This is a genomic window from Pseudomaricurvus sp. ABR4_320, from assembly GCF_056159445.1.
Genome location: NZ_JBSWVF010000024.1, coordinates 1 through 16694, shown reverse-complemented (window position 1 = coordinate 16694; position 16694 = coordinate 1). Strand labels below are relative to the sequence as shown.

At 52.7% G+C, this 16694-nt stretch carries 11 protein-coding genes and 1 pseudogene; 5 read left to right on the top strand and 7 right to left on the bottom strand.

Annotated features, from left to right (window positions below):
- Position 1: 1 nt before the first annotated feature.
- The 5 genes from exbB to ACXAFR_RS25030 form a co-directional block, all read right to left on the bottom strand.
- On the bottom strand, positions 2–1108 hold the full coding sequence (gene exbB, locus ACXAFR_RS25050) for a tonB-system energizer ExbB (protein WP_475182340.1): 1107 nt from the start codon (positions 1106–1108) through the stop codon (positions 2–4).
- 73 nt (positions 1109–1181) lie between these two features.
- A complete protein-coding gene (locus tag ACXAFR_RS25045; RefSeq protein WP_475182338.1) occupies positions 1182–1613 on the bottom strand; it encodes a hypothetical protein in 432 nt (143 codons plus the stop codon).
- A gap of 78 nt (positions 1614–1691) precedes the next feature.
- On the bottom strand, positions 1692–2516 hold the full coding sequence (locus ACXAFR_RS25040) for a DUF3325 domain-containing protein (protein ID WP_475182336.1): 825 nt from the start codon (positions 2514–2516) through the stop codon (positions 1692–1694).
- Positions 2513–2818 carry a hypothetical protein gene (locus ACXAFR_RS25035; RefSeq protein ID WP_475182335.1) on the bottom strand — a complete coding sequence of 102 codons (306 nt, stop codon included), beginning with the start codon at positions 2816–2818 and terminating at the stop codon, positions 2513–2515. Before ACXAFR_RS25035 ends, ACXAFR_RS25040 begins: the two co-directional genes overlap by 4 nt.
- Positions 2815–4404 (bottom strand): PepSY-associated TM helix domain-containing protein, encoded by a 1590-nt coding sequence (locus tag ACXAFR_RS25030; RefSeq protein ID WP_475182331.1) that lies wholly within the window; start codon positions 4402–4404, stop codon positions 2815–2817. Before ACXAFR_RS25030 ends, ACXAFR_RS25035 begins: the two co-directional genes overlap by 4 nt.
- Positions 4405–5032: 628 nt before the next feature.
- Here ACXAFR_RS25030 and ACXAFR_RS25025 point away from each other — a divergent pair.
- The 3 genes from ACXAFR_RS25025 to ACXAFR_RS25015 all read left to right on the top strand — a co-directional run bounded on the left by ACXAFR_RS25025 (position 5033) and on the right by ACXAFR_RS25015 (position 9396).
- A complete protein-coding gene (locus ACXAFR_RS25025; protein ID WP_475182329.1) occupies positions 5033–5584 on the top strand; it encodes a sigma-70 family RNA polymerase sigma factor in 552 nt (183 codons plus the stop codon).
- A 17-nt stretch (positions 5585–5601) separates the two neighbouring features.
- On the top strand, positions 5602–6645 hold the full coding sequence (locus ACXAFR_RS25020; protein WP_475182327.1) for a FecR domain-containing protein: 1044 nt from the start codon (positions 5602–5604) through the stop codon (positions 6643–6645).
- Between the two features lie 216 nt (positions 6646–6861).
- A complete protein-coding gene (locus ACXAFR_RS25015) occupies positions 6862–9396 on the top strand; it encodes a TonB-dependent siderophore receptor (protein ID WP_475182325.1) in 2535 nt (844 codons plus the stop codon).
- A gap of 126 nt (positions 9397–9522) precedes the next feature.
- Here ACXAFR_RS25015 and ACXAFR_RS25010 read toward each other — a convergent pair.
- Positions 9523–9957 (bottom strand): annotated as a pseudogene (locus ACXAFR_RS25010) (Fic/DOC family protein); the annotation flags it as partial.
- A 355-nt stretch (positions 9958–10312) separates the two neighbouring features.
- Positions 10313–12457, bottom strand: coding sequence for a TonB-dependent siderophore receptor (locus ACXAFR_RS25005; RefSeq protein ID WP_475182323.1), 2145 nt, complete (start codon positions 12455–12457; stop codon positions 10313–10315).
- A 517-nt stretch (positions 12458–12974) separates the two neighbouring features.
- Here ACXAFR_RS25005 and ACXAFR_RS25000 point away from each other — a divergent pair.
- Both ACXAFR_RS25000 and ACXAFR_RS24995 read left to right on the top strand, forming a co-directional pair.
- The gene (locus ACXAFR_RS25000) at positions 12975–15986 is read left to right on the top strand and encodes a Tn3 family transposase (protein ID WP_475182320.1); all 3012 of its coding nucleotides are present in this window, start codon (positions 12975–12977) and stop codon (positions 15984–15986) included.
- Positions 15987–16065: 79 nt separating this feature from the next.
- Positions 16066–16368: a group II intron maturase-specific domain-containing protein gene (locus ACXAFR_RS24995; RefSeq protein WP_475182412.1), complete on the top strand. Its 303-nt coding sequence runs from the start codon at positions 16066–16068 to the stop codon at positions 16366–16368.
- The last annotated feature ends 326 nt before the right edge of the window (positions 16369–16694 follow it).

Genomic DNA, 16694 nt, shown 5'->3' with positions numbered 1-16694 from the left:
GTTATGACTCCATTGCAGGTTTTTCGCCAGTTATTGCATAGCGACTGAGATCCCGAGAGACCAACCTGAGAGTGGCCGCGGATGTGTCTGCGAGAAGCGCCCTGTAAGCTGCGATCTGGCGGGCGAAGTGGTTGTAGATGACCACTGCCGGAATGGCGGCCACCAATCCCAGTGCTGTCGCCAGCAGAGCTTCGGCAATCCCCGGAGCCACTACCGCTAGGTTGGTGGTCTGAGCTTTAGATATGCCAATAAAGCTGTTCATAATTCCCCAGACTGTACCGAAAAGTCCAACAAAGGGTGCTGTGGAGCCGATGGTTGCGAGAATGCTGGTGCCTTTTGTGGTTTTGCGGCCGATGTCGGCTTCCACGCGCTCGAGAGCGGATGCAACCCGTTCCTTAAGCCCTTCCGCATCGGCCAACACCTTTGCCGAGCGATGCATTTCTTGGGCGGCTGCTAGAGAGAGTTCTGTGCTGGCATTGCCATCGGTTTCAAGTTCTCGGTGCGCGTCGCGTAGTCGGTCCGCAGCGGTGACGATGTTCAGGGTCCGTCGCTGGCGCCGGGTCATGATGCGCAGCTCACGGGTCTTGGCGATCAATACCGTCCAGGTCGCCAGCGAAGCGAGCACCAATCCGATCATGACTGTCTTCACGACCCAGTCCGCCTGCATGAACATGCCCCAGGGGCTGAGATCGTGGGGTAGCGCGGGTTCGGGCGCCGGCGCTGACGCAGCTTGCTGTTCCGGGCCGGTGCCAGAGGGCTCAAGGTCCACGGAATCTGATTCTGCGAAGGCGTCTGGTGTCGTCTCTATGTTCGGGGCCAGTCCCTCATCGGTTTTCTGTTGCAATCCTTCTGGATTGGCCTCTGGCGGGGCCTGAGTAACGGTGGTCTCTGTCGTAGAATCTTCGCTGCCGTTGGTGGGCTGGGAAAACTGAGGCGTTGTCGTCAACGTCTCTGCGTCGTCATTGGCGATTGAATTTTTGTTCGGAGCAGTATCAGTTTTTGCTGCCTCGGGTGAGATTAACTCTTCGGGAGTCTGGGCATGTGTCGGTAATGTCGACAGCAGGCTGGCAATAACTGTGGCATATATGCCCAGGGTGGAAAACTTCATGACAAATCCTTGTGGCGCTGAGATGGTCCGGCCCAGATGGGCTCGGATTAGTTACAAAAGGGGGTGGAGCAGGCTAGGTGCCTTCGTTATTCGGTAAAGCGGACATTTCTGCTGGAAAGTGGTTGCCGGGTATTCCCGCGATATCTCGCCAGTCGACCTCGGAGATTTCCCCCGGCCCGGCATCCATTAAAACGTAAAATGGCAGCCTTGGCATTGCAAACTGAAAGCGCGAGTCGGTATCGAGTTCGCCGGATTCCAGTGCTTCACCGTTGTAGGCAATCACAACCATAGTTACCCCGACGGCGGGTTGGCCATCGTGATAGGCGCCCTCGCAATGAATCTGATTCTGGATGCGTTTGCACTGGCAGACAGGGGTATGCGCAAGGGTTGAATCACCGAGAGTTAGCGCGCAGAGGCTGGCCAGTGCAAAGCGATGGACGCGACCTGACCACGGACGCAGTCCTGTCGCGGCCGCCAACGAAGAAAAGAAGGTCGGTAATGACATCGTTATTACCTCTTTAAAGGAAGGCCGTGTAGCACGTTGTTGCTGTATTTTTTCATGGCGATGGGTTGTTTCTCTCTCTCACAGTTGTTGCGTTATAAAGTCTGCCAGAGCGGGCGAAAGCTGTTGGATTTCGAATCGCTGGTGTGAAACACTGCCGTCGTTGCCTTCAACAGTGAGCCAGAGACCGTCGTTGAGATTTGCCGCACGAGGAATCGAAATAGTGGCTTCTTTTTCCGGTGAGGGGCCTTCAAATCCGCTGCCGGCCGCTCGCAATGATTGCGGTGGACGAATTTTCAGATACGCCAGGCGGATATCTCTTTCACAGGATTTGCAGAACCGAACGACAAAGGTTTTCAATGGCGTATTCAGCGCCATGATCTCTGGCGGATGCAGGTCTTTTTCTGCGATTATGAACGACCAGTCACCGATCTGTCCGCGGACTGCATCGTCCCGCAACAGTGGTTTCTGCGGGGTGTTCAGTAATTGCCAGAAAAATACGACCAGTGTGGTCACCATAACCGCAGCGGGAATTCGCCACGCATTGCGCGTAATTAGTCGCTCACCCATGGTGTCGGCTTTTGATAACTGATGGACATTAGCTGGACGCTTGCGGCGAGGATTTTGCTGAGTGACAACAGCACGGCGTGAGAGAAAAATTACTACCGCAAGGCCGGCGATGCTGAGCCCGCCCAGCCAAGTGACGATTCCGATATCAAATTGAACCTGGTAGATGCCCAGCAGCAACGCCAGCAATAGCAATAGCCAGCCGGTAACCCGTGCCAGTTGACGAAGGGTTGTGGTTGGCGTCGTTTGCAGCAGAACGGAAGCATGTTTGGGCATAGCCAGAGCTAGCCCGATAAAACCCAGCAGGCTGGTAAATAGAATGGCCAGATTGAGGCTCACAACAGTAATCCTCCAGGGGGTGCCAGCCACCAGCAGAGAAGGGTACTGGCGCAGACTGCGCTGAGTAGCCCAAGCCAGATCGTGCGCAAGGAGCGGGTGCTGAAGACCCAGATAATGATTAGCAGGTAGATGAAAAAACTTAGCATGGTAGCCACAGCCACCGATTCAGCCTGGCTCAGCGGCCAGATTAGGGCAAGCAATACTGTTGCGACAGATGTCAACATATAACCGCCGACCACAGCAGCCAGTATGCGCTGAGCTACCATCCAGCGGTAACCGGGGCTGTTTGCAACTGACCTCACGGGCTAAGCTCCGGCAGCGGAGACTTTCCGGGAGCTGCTCGTCCGGCTGTGGCTTGCTTAAGCCACAGTTGTCGGACTTTGAAGGCCATGACTGCAAACAGCAAACCGATTGCCAGCATGGACAGGTCGAAGCCAGCCAGAACCCAGTCTCCAGCGATCACTGTATTCACGAGATGCTTGTCTGTGGTCAGCGCATTGACAACAGGTAACAGCGCAAACGCCAGACTGGTCAGCCACAGCAATTCAACCCAGGCGTTGCGTATCTCACGAAAATACGCATAGATTAAGGTTTCCCCCCACACCAGAAATAAAAAGTGCATCTCCCAGGCGGCTCGGTCTGCCATGTCTACCGGCAGCAGTCTGTTTGCCCAAAAATAGGCTGCGACTCCAGCGGGCAGACCTGCAATGGTTGCCGCATTGAGCGCTTCCACGAGTCGCAGGCCGATAGGTGTGTCTGCGGCACTGTGGTTTTTACGGCGTTTGACCGTCCAGAGCACGAGTCCGGTGCCGATCATTGCACAGCCGAGCAGCCCGGCGACAACATAGAGCCAGCGCAGCCAGGGGCCGGCGAAGCGACCTTCGTGGAGGGCGCGCAGGGTTTCGTCGGTGCGCAGGGTAAGGCTGTCCGGTGGGTCCAGTGGCAGCACTTCTCCCGTGTGTGCGTGGAAGCGCAATATATCAGCATCGAACACTCTGACTTGGCCACCGCGAACACGACCGATGTCCACTCGGGGGGCCTCACCGGCATCCTGCTGAATGGTGATAGAGCGAACCTGTCCGGCCCCCCAGGCGGACTCCGCCTGGGCAATCATGGCTGGTACTGATGCCTGTGGGCGACTGACGGCCAGCTGCTCATGAGCGCCGTAAAGGTCATCAAAATAACGCTCTACGTCTTCGTCAGCGGTGCCGTAAATGGCCGCGACGCCGGCTGGCATGTATGTCTGAGAGAAGAAAACCAGGCCACTGTAGGTGATCATAAGGAAAAACGGCAGTGCCATCACGCCGATAACATTATGGGCATCCAGCCATGAGCGCTGGCCCTTATGGGGGCGAAACGTAAAAAAATCTTTGAATATTTTTTTATGGGTGATTACACCGGTGATCAGCGCAACCAGCATGATCATCGTACAGATACCCACCAGTTTGTACGCCAGCTGTCGATCCATATAGTGCAGTGCATAGTGCATGACGTAGAGACTGCGACCGCCGCCGGTATCACGGGGGGCGATGCTGCTAGTCTCATCCAGCCCGGCGTCCAATACTTCACTGCCACGGATGCCATGCTCGTGGCCCTCTCTCGGCATGGTTTCCCAATGGATAGCGAAGGTTTCCCAGCGTCTAAACGCTTGGGAATGATGGGGCAGAGTGATCTCCCAGAATTCTGCCTCGGGCGCTACCTGCTGCAACCGGGCCATGGCCTGCATTGCCAGGGCGCCATTGTCCTGAGCGGCTGGCCGGTGCAGGGGGAGCTCCGGCTGCATCCACCGAGTGATTTCTGCATTAAAGTAGCCCGCCGTGCCAGTAACGAACACGAAAAAAAGCACCCACCCTACAATCAGGCCGGTCCAGGTGTGTAACCAGGCCATGCACTGGCGAAATCCTTCTTTCATGGAAAACCTTGTCTCAATGGTGAGCGGCGGGGGGACGCGGCGCTCCAACGCCGTCAACGCTGGAGATACGAAGAGGTGCTTCCCTGCAGAGGACCGTGCCTCAATGCTCCTGTCATCTTTAAAGACGAACGAGTGGTGATAAAAGTGCAGATTTTTTTTATTTTTCTCAATCTGCCATAACGGGGCGACCGCGATGCATCTAAAACTGCCACTTTTGGATCAGCTTGTTGTTGATCGATATGCGCACTACTCGAATCAGTTCTCGGAAGGCGCGGCACAGTGAATTTCTAGTGCCGCGTTTACCCCTGTGTCGTTTGATGGAAGAGGCGGGTTACCTTGCCTTCTTTTTAGGCGTGACCAAACTTCTGAATACTACTTCCGAGGAGAACTCTATGAATAAAATTTTAAGCGTATCAAGTGTCAGGTTTCACTGCAGAGTATCAATTGGTAGGCCGGTCGCCAGAAATGGGGATACCATCAGCAGAATCAAGTGAGATTCACTATGAATCATTCCGGTAGAGGTTCGTCATAATTTGCCTATACACGCCTTAACACAATACAATTGCGAAACAGTATCATTATCGTTATTGGTTTCGAGGCCACCATGAACAAATCGCGTTTTGCTCCACCCGCGATAGAGGAACTCTACGACGACCATCATGGCTGGCTGAAGTCGTGGCTGTCGCAGCGCCTGGGCAGCACGCCCGATGCGGCGGACCTGGCCCACGATGTCTTCCTCCGCCTTATCCTCAAGCCCGCTCCCCATGGCTTCGACAGTTTCGGTGAGGCCCGCGGTTACCTGCGCGCCATGGCCCGGGGCATGTGCATCAATCTCTGGCACCGCCGCGAGATCGAGCAGGCCTGGCTGGATACTCTGGCCGCACGGCCAGAGGAATACGCTCCCTCGGCGGAGCGTCAGGTGATCGTGCTGGAAGCCTTGAACGAGGTCGGTGCGATGTTGTTGGATCTGCCTACCAAGGCCGCCAGGGCCTTCCTGCTCACAGAGGCCTGCCAGATGACCCAGAAGGAAGTCGCCGACGAGCTGGGTGTGTCCACTCGCATGGTACGCAAGTACATTGCCCAGGCCATGCTTAAATGCATGCAGTTACAGGCCCGCGAGACCGCCGCCGATTTGCTCGACCCCGACCTGGCCTGAGTAATGGCCTACGTATTATGAACAGCATCCTTCCCCCATCTACAGCTGTTCCGGCCGAGCCTTCACACCGCGCCATGGAACAGGCCGCCGAGTGGTACGCGCTGCTGAAGTCGGAAGAGGTAACGAAAAATGATCAAGCACGCTGGCGTGCCTGGCTGGAGGGCGATCCGGAGCATCGGCTGGCTTGGAGCTATGTTGAATCCGTCAGTAGCCGCTTCGCGCCCATTCATTCGACGCCTGACCCCCGCCGCACCGCTGACGGCCTCTGGGAGGCCAACACCCGGCTAATACAACGGCGCCGTGTGCTCGCGGGCATTGTTGGTCTGGCGGGTACCGGGCTGCTGGGCTGGGCTACCTGGCGCCACACACCGCTACCTCTCATGGCTCGGATGTGGCGAGCCGATCATCACACAGTCACCGGTGAAACCCGCGAGGTGGTACTGGCTGACGGCACTCGCGTTTGGCTCAACACCGCCTCCGCAATCAACCAGGACTACGATAGTCGAGAACGGCGCCTGCACTTGGTGACCGGAGAAGTCCTTATCGATACCGCCAGCGATCCTCTGGGCGGCGTGGGTAGCGCAGGTGGTGTAGGTGAAAAGCCACGCCCGTTTTTTGTGGACACATCCCACGGGCGGCTGCAGGCGCTGGGTACGCGCTTTACGGTGCGCCTTGATGGCGACCAGACTTTTCTGGCCGTGTATGAGGGTGCTGTGGAAGCACGCAACACTAGCGGTCACCGGGCCGTCCTGGAAGCAGGGCAGCAGACCCGCTTCAGCCCGGATGTTCTGGGCGACGTTCAACCGGCTGATGCCGCCCGGGAAGCCTGGAGCCGGGGCGTGCTGGTGGCGCAGGACATTCCCCTGCGTGAAGTGGTGGCGGAACTGCGCCGCTACCGCATTGGCTATCTGGGGCTGGCGCCGGAAGTGGCGGAGTTGCGAGTGTTCGGCAACTTCCCCCTGGCTGACACTGATGATGCGCTTGACATGCTCGCGGCCGCTCTGCCGGTGCGGGTCAGTCGTACCTTGCCGTGGTGGGCAAGCATCGAAGCCAGGGATTGATCGAGCATACTGAATGGAAAAGAAAACTGTTGTCGGCCGGGGCGATTCGGCCCGTTGTATGGCAACCTGAAATAAATCAGAAAACCAGTTCCGCTTTTTGCCGGTTCGATTGATTGAGAAGGTAGAAGAGCGATTGCATCGGCGGCCACACGTTCTACTCAGCCGGACTGATGACGTTGCTCAACACCATCAATCCATCTTGGGGAATAACGATTTATGCCCGGCAGTAAAACTACCTTCAGTGAGTCAACACCACGACCATCGTCTACCCGAAAGGGCCAACATTACCGTTCAGCGTCACAACACTTCAGTGCGGTGGGCCCGCTCACGTTAGCCGTACATCTAGCATTTGCTGCCAGTGCGATAACCCTCTCGGGGTGGACTCAGGTAGCTAAGGCTCAACAGACTGTCGGCCCTGCGTCACAGTCGCAGGGGGAGAATGTGCATCTCTTTGATATTTCCGCGGGGCCGCTCTCCAAAGTGCTTACCCAATTCTCCACCGAGGCAGGGATCTTCCTTGTCGGTGCTACTGAGCTGGCCCAGGGCATGAGTAGCCCTGGTGTGCAGGGTGAATTCAGTGTGACGGCAGCATTGAGTCAGCTGTTGGAAGGCACTGGGTTGCAGGCGCAGCCTCATTCGAAAGGACAGTACGTTCTGAAGGAAGCGGGTGGGGCAACTACCTTGCCGCCAGTGAAGGTTAGTGCGGATGGAGTGCGTAGCGATGGCTTACCGGAAGTGTATGCAGGTGGGCAGGTAGCTCGAGGCGGGCGTCTAGGTATGCTCGGGAATACTGACGTCATGGACGCCCCTTTTAGTGTCACCAGTTACACCTCGGAATTAATAGAAAACCAGCAGGCACGTTCATTAGTCAATATTGTTGACGATGATCCTTCTGTTCAGGTTGCGGCGCGAGGTCGAGGTACAAACGTGTCGGGGGGAGATGTGCTCTTCATCCGTGGCCTTGTGGTAAGGAATCAAGATGTTTCTTTGAATGGTCTTTATGGCGTTATGCCTCGAAATACCATTGCAATGGAGGCAGTGGAGAGAGTCGAGATACTCAAAGGACCGAATGCACTTTTGAATGGAACCAGTCCATGGGGGAGCGTTGGGGGAGGTATTAATATTTTACCCAAAAGAGCTGCCGACATACCATTGACCCGAATCAAAGGCCTCTATCGTTCTGATGCTCAGCTTGGGGCGCACATTGATGTGAGCCGACGTTTTGGTGAGGAAAACCGTTTTGGTATTCGTTTCAATGGTGTCTACATGGATGGAGATACTTCAGTTCAAGACCAGGAGAACACACTTGGAGTAGCGAGTGTGGCATTAGACTATCGCGGTGAACGTATACGTTTATCCGCCGATGTAGGCTACCAAAAGGATCGAATTGACGGGGCAAGTGGCTTTGGGTCCGGTCTAAAAATTACAGAAGGCGTTTCAATGCCTAATGCTATTGATCCTGGCATGCCTACCGCCCAGTCCTGGGAAAGATCTGAGTATGAAGATGAATATGCTGCCCTTCATGGTGAGTTTGATATCACCCCAGAAATTACTTTGTATGCTGGAGCTGGCGGCCGAAATAACACGCCGTATAATCTACGCACGAATCATACCTTGGTAGACGAAGGAATTCTGGCATCTTTTCCTGTTTATTACCCGGAATACTCCGATACGCGTACAGTGATGTCAGGGCTGCGCAGCCGCTTTACTACCGGCGCGATCACCCATCAACTTAATCTGCAGGCTTCCATGCTTCGGTATGAAGGTGGTTACCTCTACGAAGCTGGAGAGAATTCTCTATCTAGCCTGAACAATATCGGGAATATTAAGAGGCCTGATTTCGCACTCTCTCACAATATGCCGAAAACTTTGGAGCGTCGGCTGTCATCCATTGCTGTATCAGATACGGCTGGATTCATTGATGATCAAGTACTTTTGACCTTGGGCGTCCGTCACCAACGTGTAGAGGTTGATAACTTCAGTGCCGAAACCGGCTTACAAACGGCTAGTTATGATGAGGGGCGAATAACCCCTGCCATTGGCATCGCTGTTCGACCCTGGCAAAACGTTACATTTTATGGCAACTACATTGAAGGACTTGGGCTTGGGTTTACTGCGCCGGCAAATGCGCAGAATGCTGGGGAAGCTTTCGAGCCTGAACGAACTCAGCAGGCTGAAGCGGGTATCAAAATTGATTTTGGGCAGTTTGGTAGTTCATTATCTGTATTCGAGATCCGTCAGCCTAGCGTTATCCAAAAGCCTGGAAGTACTCTCGATAGTTTTGTATACGCACAGGACGGTGAGCAGAGAAATCGGGGAGTGGAGTGGCAGTTCTTCGGTAAGTTGACACCCGAGTTACGATTGCTCGGAGGGGTGACGTACTTGAATCCGGAGCTGACAAATACACAGGATGGCATAAACGATGGTAATCAAGCTTCTGGAGTCTCTCCCTGGTCTGCATCGATAAGTGCCGACTGGGATGTGTCATCGCTACCAGGGTTTAGTGTCAATACCCGCGTGCTCCACAACAGCTCTCAGTATGGCAGCGCCACCAATACGCTCGAAATGCCGGGATGGACCCGCGTTGACTTGGGGGCTAGCTACCAGATGCAAATGTATCCGATCATGTTGCGGGCGAATATCGAGAATCTATTCGATAAAGATTACTGGGAATCCTTCTCGGGGTCTGGAGGACGTCTACGATTGGCTGAGCCTCGCTACTTCACGCTGTCTGCTACCGTCGATTTCTGACATTAGCGGCATGAACTGGTCAAACATTTCACCTGTCGTCTGAATTACAAGGCCGATGCCGAAGATATCGGCCAGTACATCTTCCTGTACCTGTGGCGTCTTTTCCAAGCGGCAGGTGGTGAACCATCAAGCGTTGAGCGCCGGTGGCCTGCACTCTGATTCAATTGCCTGCCCGAACCACCGCCATCTTCGTCGATAGTCACCAACAGCCGCGTCGATATTCGCCTGGAGCCACTCGTTTTTATCCACCTGCGACCAGTCGACCTGGCAACCAGCATTGATGATGAAGTGCTCGAACAGAAGACGTTGTGCCCGGCCGTTGCCTTCGCGGAACGGGTGGATGACATTCAAATCGCCATAGAATTCGGCAATCCCGTTGACAAGGCTCGTTCGATCCATTCCTTCGAGCCAGTTTGGCTCCGCTAGGGCGCAAAATAGTTTGTCGGCCTCGGGCTGGATTCTGAGGAAGATCCAGAAGCGGATGTCACCCTTGGAGATATCTATGGAGCGAATTTCGCCGGCGCAATCATAGAGGTCGCTGAAAATCTGGCGGTGGATCTGTTGGAAATAGGCAGGATTGGGTCACGGTAGGAACACAGGTCATCCTGTGCCCCCTGTTCAACCGGTGAATATATGGCCTGATGTCAGTTTTTGTCGCGGTGTACTTGAAGCTCGCATGCATGGTTTCGTTGAGCCCTACCATCAATTCGGCTCCGGACAGTTAAAAACACCGGCGGGGTAGAGTAGTGCCGGGAGAATACGGAACAATCTTAGCGAATTGGGCGGGAAACCTCAGATTTGGCGAATCGTACCAAGGTTGATTAAAACTCAACTCATTATAAATCAACAGGTTATATATGTTTTGTGGCTGTTTTTACATGAATCGTGGCCGGGGGCCATATTTATTGCCCTTTGGTTAAAAATTATATTTCACGCTCGCTGTAATATTTCGGGGCTGTCCGTAATAGCCAAAAGAGTATTGGCCCACACTACTGTAATAGCTTTTATCAAAGAGGTTATTAATATTAAGGGTGGCCGATAGATTGTCAGTGATTAGGTGACGTACGAATATGTCGGCCAAAGTGTAGGCTGATTGTGTTGCTGGATTGCCGTTTGGCCCAACGGTAGTATCCCTGCTTGGATATATTTTACTTTGCCAGCGAATGCCGCCACCTATGGTTAACCCATCGAGCACTTGAAATAAGTCATACGAGCCAGACAGTCGTAAGCTGTCTCTTGGCGCCTGTCGGGTTACCTCGTCTCCCGCTGCATTTTTTGCTTTACGATGTGTATAACCGGCATATATTCTTAAGCTAGGAAGAATTTCACCTGACAGCTCGGCTTCATAACCTTTGGTTGTTACACCTTTTTCTGTTCGGTAACGTTGTTGCGGTATATCAAATCCTGGGACATAAATCGGTTCGCCGTCAGCAACCGCGACATTGTCCTGCTGCACCTCAAACAATGCAAAACTCGTGTTTAGGCGCTGATTGAAAAACTCTGCTTTAACGCCCACCTCATAGTTCGCACCTTCTTCTGGATCAAGAAGATTTTCGTTTCTATCTTTCTGAGTTTGCAAATCGAAGATGTCAGTGTAGCTGGCATAGGTCGAAAAGTTTTCGTTGATATCATAAACCACACCAAAATATGGCGTGGTGATATTACTGTCAGATACCTGCGTCTGGGTTACTCCCATGGAGTAATCTTGATAATCGTAAGAGCTATTACGTGCGCCCACTATAACGGTCAGTGGGTCGGTAATACTGAAGCGGCTACTCAGGTAAAACCCAGATTGCTTGTTCTCATACCCCCAGCGGTTGTTAATCTCTGTTGAAAATCCTGGATAGGGTAGATCCCACTCAAAAAAGTTTCCTGACTCTGGCGCATTCAATGCATTCCAGTTTTTACGATCATTTTCTTCATCGCTATTATTCCAGCCTAAAACCAAGTCATGCTCGCGACCAAACAGAGAGAATGGACCCCTAAGGCGTAAATCCACACTGGTTTGCTTTCGGTCCCCCGCACTTTTTCCGGGGCTATTTGAAAGCCCTTCACCTGTATTTCGATCAAGAAATCCGGTTACATAAACGCGCTCATCATCATAGCTTCCGTCTAGATAACTACCTGAAACACTAGCAGACCAACCATTTGAAAAGCTATGCTTTAACTCTGTAAAGAAAATGTTTCGATCCCGATTTCTATACGTCCAGTCAGTCCCGGTAGTCGTCGATCGGGGCAGCTCTGTTCGCTCCCCGTCAGCATAAAACATGGGTACCGTTTCACCGTAGCTCACACCATCGGTATGATTTTTTTGGTAATCAATACCAACGGTCAGCAAGCTATTGTCTGTTATATCCGCCTCTAATATTCCATAGAGTGTCGTGCCTTCCTGCTTCAACAAATCTATATAAGAGTCGTTTTCTTGATAAGCCCCTACGAAGCGACTTCGAACTTTACCATTAGCCGTAAGAGAGCCCGATACATCCGTTACCGTCCGTGCCAAACCCCAGCGACCACCTTTGAGCTCTAGTGATGCCTCAAGATCCTCTGTTGGGCGTTTTCGTACTAAATTTATTGCCGCAGAAGGATTGCCTGCCCCCACAAGCATGCCCGCAGCACCGCGGATAATCTCTACTCGTTCATAAATAGCGGTATCGCCTAGAAAATCGCTTTCTACCGAGGCGGCGGCGCCGCCAATCAGAGCACCATCGAGTTGTACGTTAGTAATTTGAAAGCCGCGTGCAGTAGGGAAAACCCTATCTGTTTCGGCTTGCCCGATATTAATGCCGGTTGTTTGCTCCAATATTTGCGCCACATTCGTTAATGCCCGGTCATCAATTTGCTGGCGGGTTATAACCGTGAACGATTGTGGTGTTTCACGCGGGGACAAATCGAGGCCGGTAGCATTACTACTGGAGCGAACGATGTAGCTCCCGGTAACGGTTATCTCTGCTATTGAGCTATCTTGAGCATCTTGGTCAGTAGCAAACGCGGTTATGCAGAGTCCTAGGTTAAATGATAATACGAGGCTTTTGGCGTATGTGTGCGAATTTCTCTTCATGTTTCTCTTAGGATAGACGTGTTCGAACGGGTACTTAACGATTTTCCTCGTTTAAATAAAGAAGAATCCTACCCAATTGTAAAAGATAATAACTATCATTTACAAATTTTTGTGAAGAGTAGATATAGGACACCCACAAATTGAAAAGTGTGTTTACGGTTCGCTTATCTAGCCAACGGCTTTTTGCTCAATCTATTCAGTGGTAAGCGTCAGGCGGAATTTCTAACAAATAGCGTATTTCGGGCACACGAGTTCTTGCTCGGCGCGAGCACTAAGGGGTACTACGGTTTTTGCCCCCATAGATTGCATAAATCTCTGTAGGCCACGTATGACGGGGCCTGCAGAAGGGCATTAAACTTCCGATAATGGGGTACTAGGGACATCCCCGCCGCAATTTTCACTTCGCCCTGTAACCCAGGCCTGGCAAGGCTTTCAGGAGAGCCCTACTTTCTGACTCTTCCCTGAATTGGCTGATTTTCAGCCGATTAGGCTAAGATCGGGTGTTTTGGATTCCCGAATGAGCCTGAAAAGCAAACGTCTCACCATCCTCCTGGACTCAGAAATTCGGGAGTTGTATGGCGCGCCGAAGTTGACCTATGAACGGAAACGGTACTACTTTTCCCTTAATGACCCTGAAGTCGATGCCCTGCGCTCATTTCGAGACAATTACAACAGAATCTACTTCATCCTGTTGCTGGGCTATTTCAAGGTCAAGCCTGTTATCCTGAACCTCCGCTATGGTGATGTAAGGGATGATTTGCAGTTTATCGCTACCGAGATTTTTCCCGGCGTAAAACTCAATCGCAAGAACCTGTCGCCCGCCCAAAAAACGCGGATGTATCGCCGCATATTTCAGCTACTGGACTACCAGCTGTTTGATGATGACAGCGAAGCAGGGCTGAGGAGCCGTGCTGAAGCGGCGGCAGCCGCCTCAATCGAGGCGCGGTTCCTCTTCGATGAATCCATCGATTATCTGGCTAAACGACGGATTGCTATCCCGAAATATACCGTACTGCAGCGAGTGGTGAGCAAGGCTATCGCAAGTGAGCGTCAGCGCCTGACGGATAGGTTATCACACTCGATGAGCCAGTTTCTGAGTGAAAGCGTGGATGCAATCCTGGAGGACGACACCGCGACAACACTGAACAGAGTTCGGCAATCGGCCAGGACTTTCTCCCTAATCGAGCTGGAAAAGGAACTGAGCATACACCAGCTGGTCGAACCTTTGATCGACGATATCGATGCGGTTGTTCAACAGTTGGGGCTATCACTCAGCAATCTGGATCACTTCAGCGCGATGATTGACTACTACACCGCGACCAAGCTTCGTCGTTTCGACAAATTGACTCGCTCCCTGTACCTGGTCTGTTATCTTCACCGCAAATATCGACAGGTTACTGAGCACCTGGCAGACGCATTTGTATATCACTGCCGCAAGCTGCTGCAGAAAGCCAAACAGTATGCCGAAGACACTGCTTACCAGGAGTGGAAAGGGGCTGTCGCGAATGTGGGGAATGGCGCGGTGCTACTGCGCCTGTTCATAGATGAATCTATTGCCGATTCGGTGTCGTTTGGTGAAGTACGCCAGCGGGCTACGGGTATCATGCGCCCTAAACAGATCGAGTCGCTGTGTCGGTACCTCACCGACCAAAAACAGTCTCAGGCGTTCTACATTTGGGAATACTATGATCAGCAGGCGGAACTGATCGCGACGATATTGCGGCCGATATTTCTGTCGCTACAGTTCCAGTCGTCGACAACGACGCACGCCTTGGGTGTACAGATAGAACGGAGCCAATTCGACCTTGATGACTGCGGCATTATCAGGGAAATTGACCGGCGGTTGATCAGACCGAGACACCTGCCGTATGTCGCTACCGGAGGCTCTATCAATCCTGGTCGCTTTGAAGTACTGCTCTATCTGCTGATTCAAGGCAAACTGGACGGGCACCTGTTCATTCCGCAATCGTATAAACACCGCTGTTTGGCCGATGATCTGGTCGATGACGACATCTGGAAGCAGAGACGGATGCTGGTCAAAAGTTCGCTATTGAACCGGATTAACACGGCCCCGGCAGAATTAGTGCAATCGATGCAGAAGGAACTGGCCACGAAACTGGATCAGGTGGGGGACCGCATCCAGAAAGGTGACAACCGCAACGTCGTACTCCGCTCTCGTTCCGGGAAAACCCAGTGGCGGCTTCCGTCCTCGGGAGCCAAGAGCCTACTCAACAATCCGTTCTTTGAACAGCTGGACCCGGTCAATATTGCCGACCTCATGAGATTCGTCGACCAGGAAACCCGGTTTCTGGATGCTTTCGATCATGTTAGGCAAGTTCAAGCCAGGCAGGCGGTGAACGCCAACAACCTGACTGCCACCATCGTTGCCAATGGCACCAACTACGGCCTTTACCGCATGGCGAATATCTCGGATCGTTCCTATGAAGAATTGCGTTCGACACAGGCCAATTACCTGCGCATGGAAACACTGAATCAGGCCAATGATGCCGTTAGTAATGCCATTGCCAATCTGGAAATCTTCCAGCACTACAATATCCAGGAGGGCGTTCTGCATGCCAGCGCCGACGGGCAAAAATTTGAGTCTCGACTACACACCTTCAAAACGCGTTACTCGTCCAAATATTTTGGCACCAACAAGGGCGTGTCCGCTATTACACTCGTCGCCAACCATGTGCCGGTGAACGCCCGGGTTATTGGCGCCAACGAACATGAGTCTCACTACATCTTCGACTTGCTATTCAACAATTCCTCAGAGATCAAGCCAGATATTTTGTCCACGGACACGCACGGCGTGAATCACGTGAACTTTGCGCTGCTCGACCTCTTTGACTATACCTTTGCGCCGCGCTACGCCCAGATCGGGCGGGTTATTGAGGACATGTTCACGCTCAACGTCAGTGATGATGACAAGCCCGTACTGTCCCTGAAAAGGCCGATTCGAGAGGACGCCATTGTGCAGGAATGGGAGACCATTCAGCGTATCGTCATCTCGCTTCAGCGGAAAACCACGTCACAGGCTGCTCTGATCCGGAAGCTATCCATATACAGCAATACGCACCCGCTCGTGCTGGGTCTGACGGAGTATGACCGGTTGGTTAAGGCCAGCTATCTACTGAACTACATTGACGATGCAGCCCTACGCACCTATGTACAACGAGCGCTGAACCGCGGAGAGGCTTACCATCAGCTGCGAAGAGCGGTGGCCTCTGTCAACGGTAATCGGTTCCGCAGCTCGTCTGACCAGGAAATAGACATCTGGAATGAGTGCGCCCGGCTGCTGACGAACGCGATAATTTACTTCAACTCTCTCATATTGAGCAATCTGCTGGCGTACTACCGATCAACCGGGGAACAGCAAAACCTGGAACTCGTAAAAAAAGTATCGCCTGTGGCTTGGCTGAACGTCGATCTCAGTGGCAACTACAGTTTCACGTTTGAGCAAAACGTGATCAATATGGCAGAGATCCTCAGCCCGCTGACCGGTAATATGGGGGAATTCGCAAAGTAGGGTCCCTTTGGAAGCCTTGCTGCGCCTGGGTTCCAGAGCGAAGTGAAAACTGCGGCGGGGATGTCCCTAGTACCCCACCATCGTCGCAGAAATGAGACAATACCTGCTTGGTTTTAAAGCGTACTTTGGCTTGTCCGAAGTACTGAGCCCGCTGCGCGATGTGGACAAATGGATACGACGACGATTACGGTGTTATATTTGGAAACAATGGGGTCGATCTGGCTATCGCCAACTTCGGTTACGAGGGATCGACCGCTTTCTCGCCTGGAACACGGCAAAGTCTGCCCACGGACCCTGGCGACTGAGTGCGAGCCCCGCGCTTTATACAGCGTTGCCAAATAAATATTTTAAGAACTTGGGGCTGCCTAGTGTGGCAGCGTGATAAACGATGGAGATTTGAACCGCCGTGGTACGTGACCCGTATGCCCGGTGGTGTGGGAGGAGAGGCGTCGTGAGGCGCCTCCCTATCCCGATTGTTTGCACTCGAGAGCCCGAAGAGTATATCACGTTGTAGGCTGCTATACTGTATATATAAACAGTATATGGGCAGTGTGGTTTTAGAGAGAAAAAATCTTGGAAAAGTCATTGACAGGGCATTACTCTATTTCTCTCCTTAAGAGTGAGTGCCAGCCTCTGAACAAGTTCGTGATTTGTTACAGAGGCTGGCACTCACTCTTAAGGTTAAGAAAGTCCTCTCAATCCCTCCAT

What these genes read in the sequence shown, in the direction of transcription:
- ACXAFR_RS25025 (WP_475182329.1), top strand. Translation starts at nt 5,033, where the DNA reads ATGAACAAATCGCGTTTTGCTCCACCCGCGATAGAGGAACTCTACGAC.
- ACXAFR_RS25030 (WP_475182331.1), bottom strand. Translation starts at nt 4,404, where the DNA reads ATGGCCTGGTTACACACCTGGACCGGCCTGATTGTAGGGTGGGTGCTT.
- ACXAFR_RS25000 (WP_475182320.1), top strand. Translation starts at nt 12,975, where the DNA reads ATGAGCCTGAAAAGCAAACGTCTCACCATCCTCCTGGACTCAGAAATT.
- exbB (WP_475182340.1), bottom strand. Translation starts at nt 1,108, where the DNA reads ATGAAGTTTTCCACCCTGGGCATATATGCCACAGTTATTGCCAGCCTG.
- ACXAFR_RS25015 (WP_475182325.1), top strand. Translation starts at nt 6,862, where the DNA reads ATGCCCGGCAGTAAAACTACCTTCAGTGAGTCAACACCACGACCATCG.
- ACXAFR_RS25045 (WP_475182338.1), bottom strand. Translation starts at nt 1,613, where the DNA reads ATGTCATTACCGACCTTCTTTTCTTCGTTGGCGGCCGCGACAGGACTG.
- ACXAFR_RS25020 (WP_475182327.1), top strand. Translation starts at nt 5,602, where the DNA reads ATGAACAGCATCCTTCCCCCATCTACAGCTGTTCCGGCCGAGCCTTCA.
- ACXAFR_RS25005 (WP_475182323.1), bottom strand. Translation starts at nt 12,457, where the DNA reads ATGAAGAGAAATTCGCACACATACGCCAAAAGCCTCGTATTATCATTT.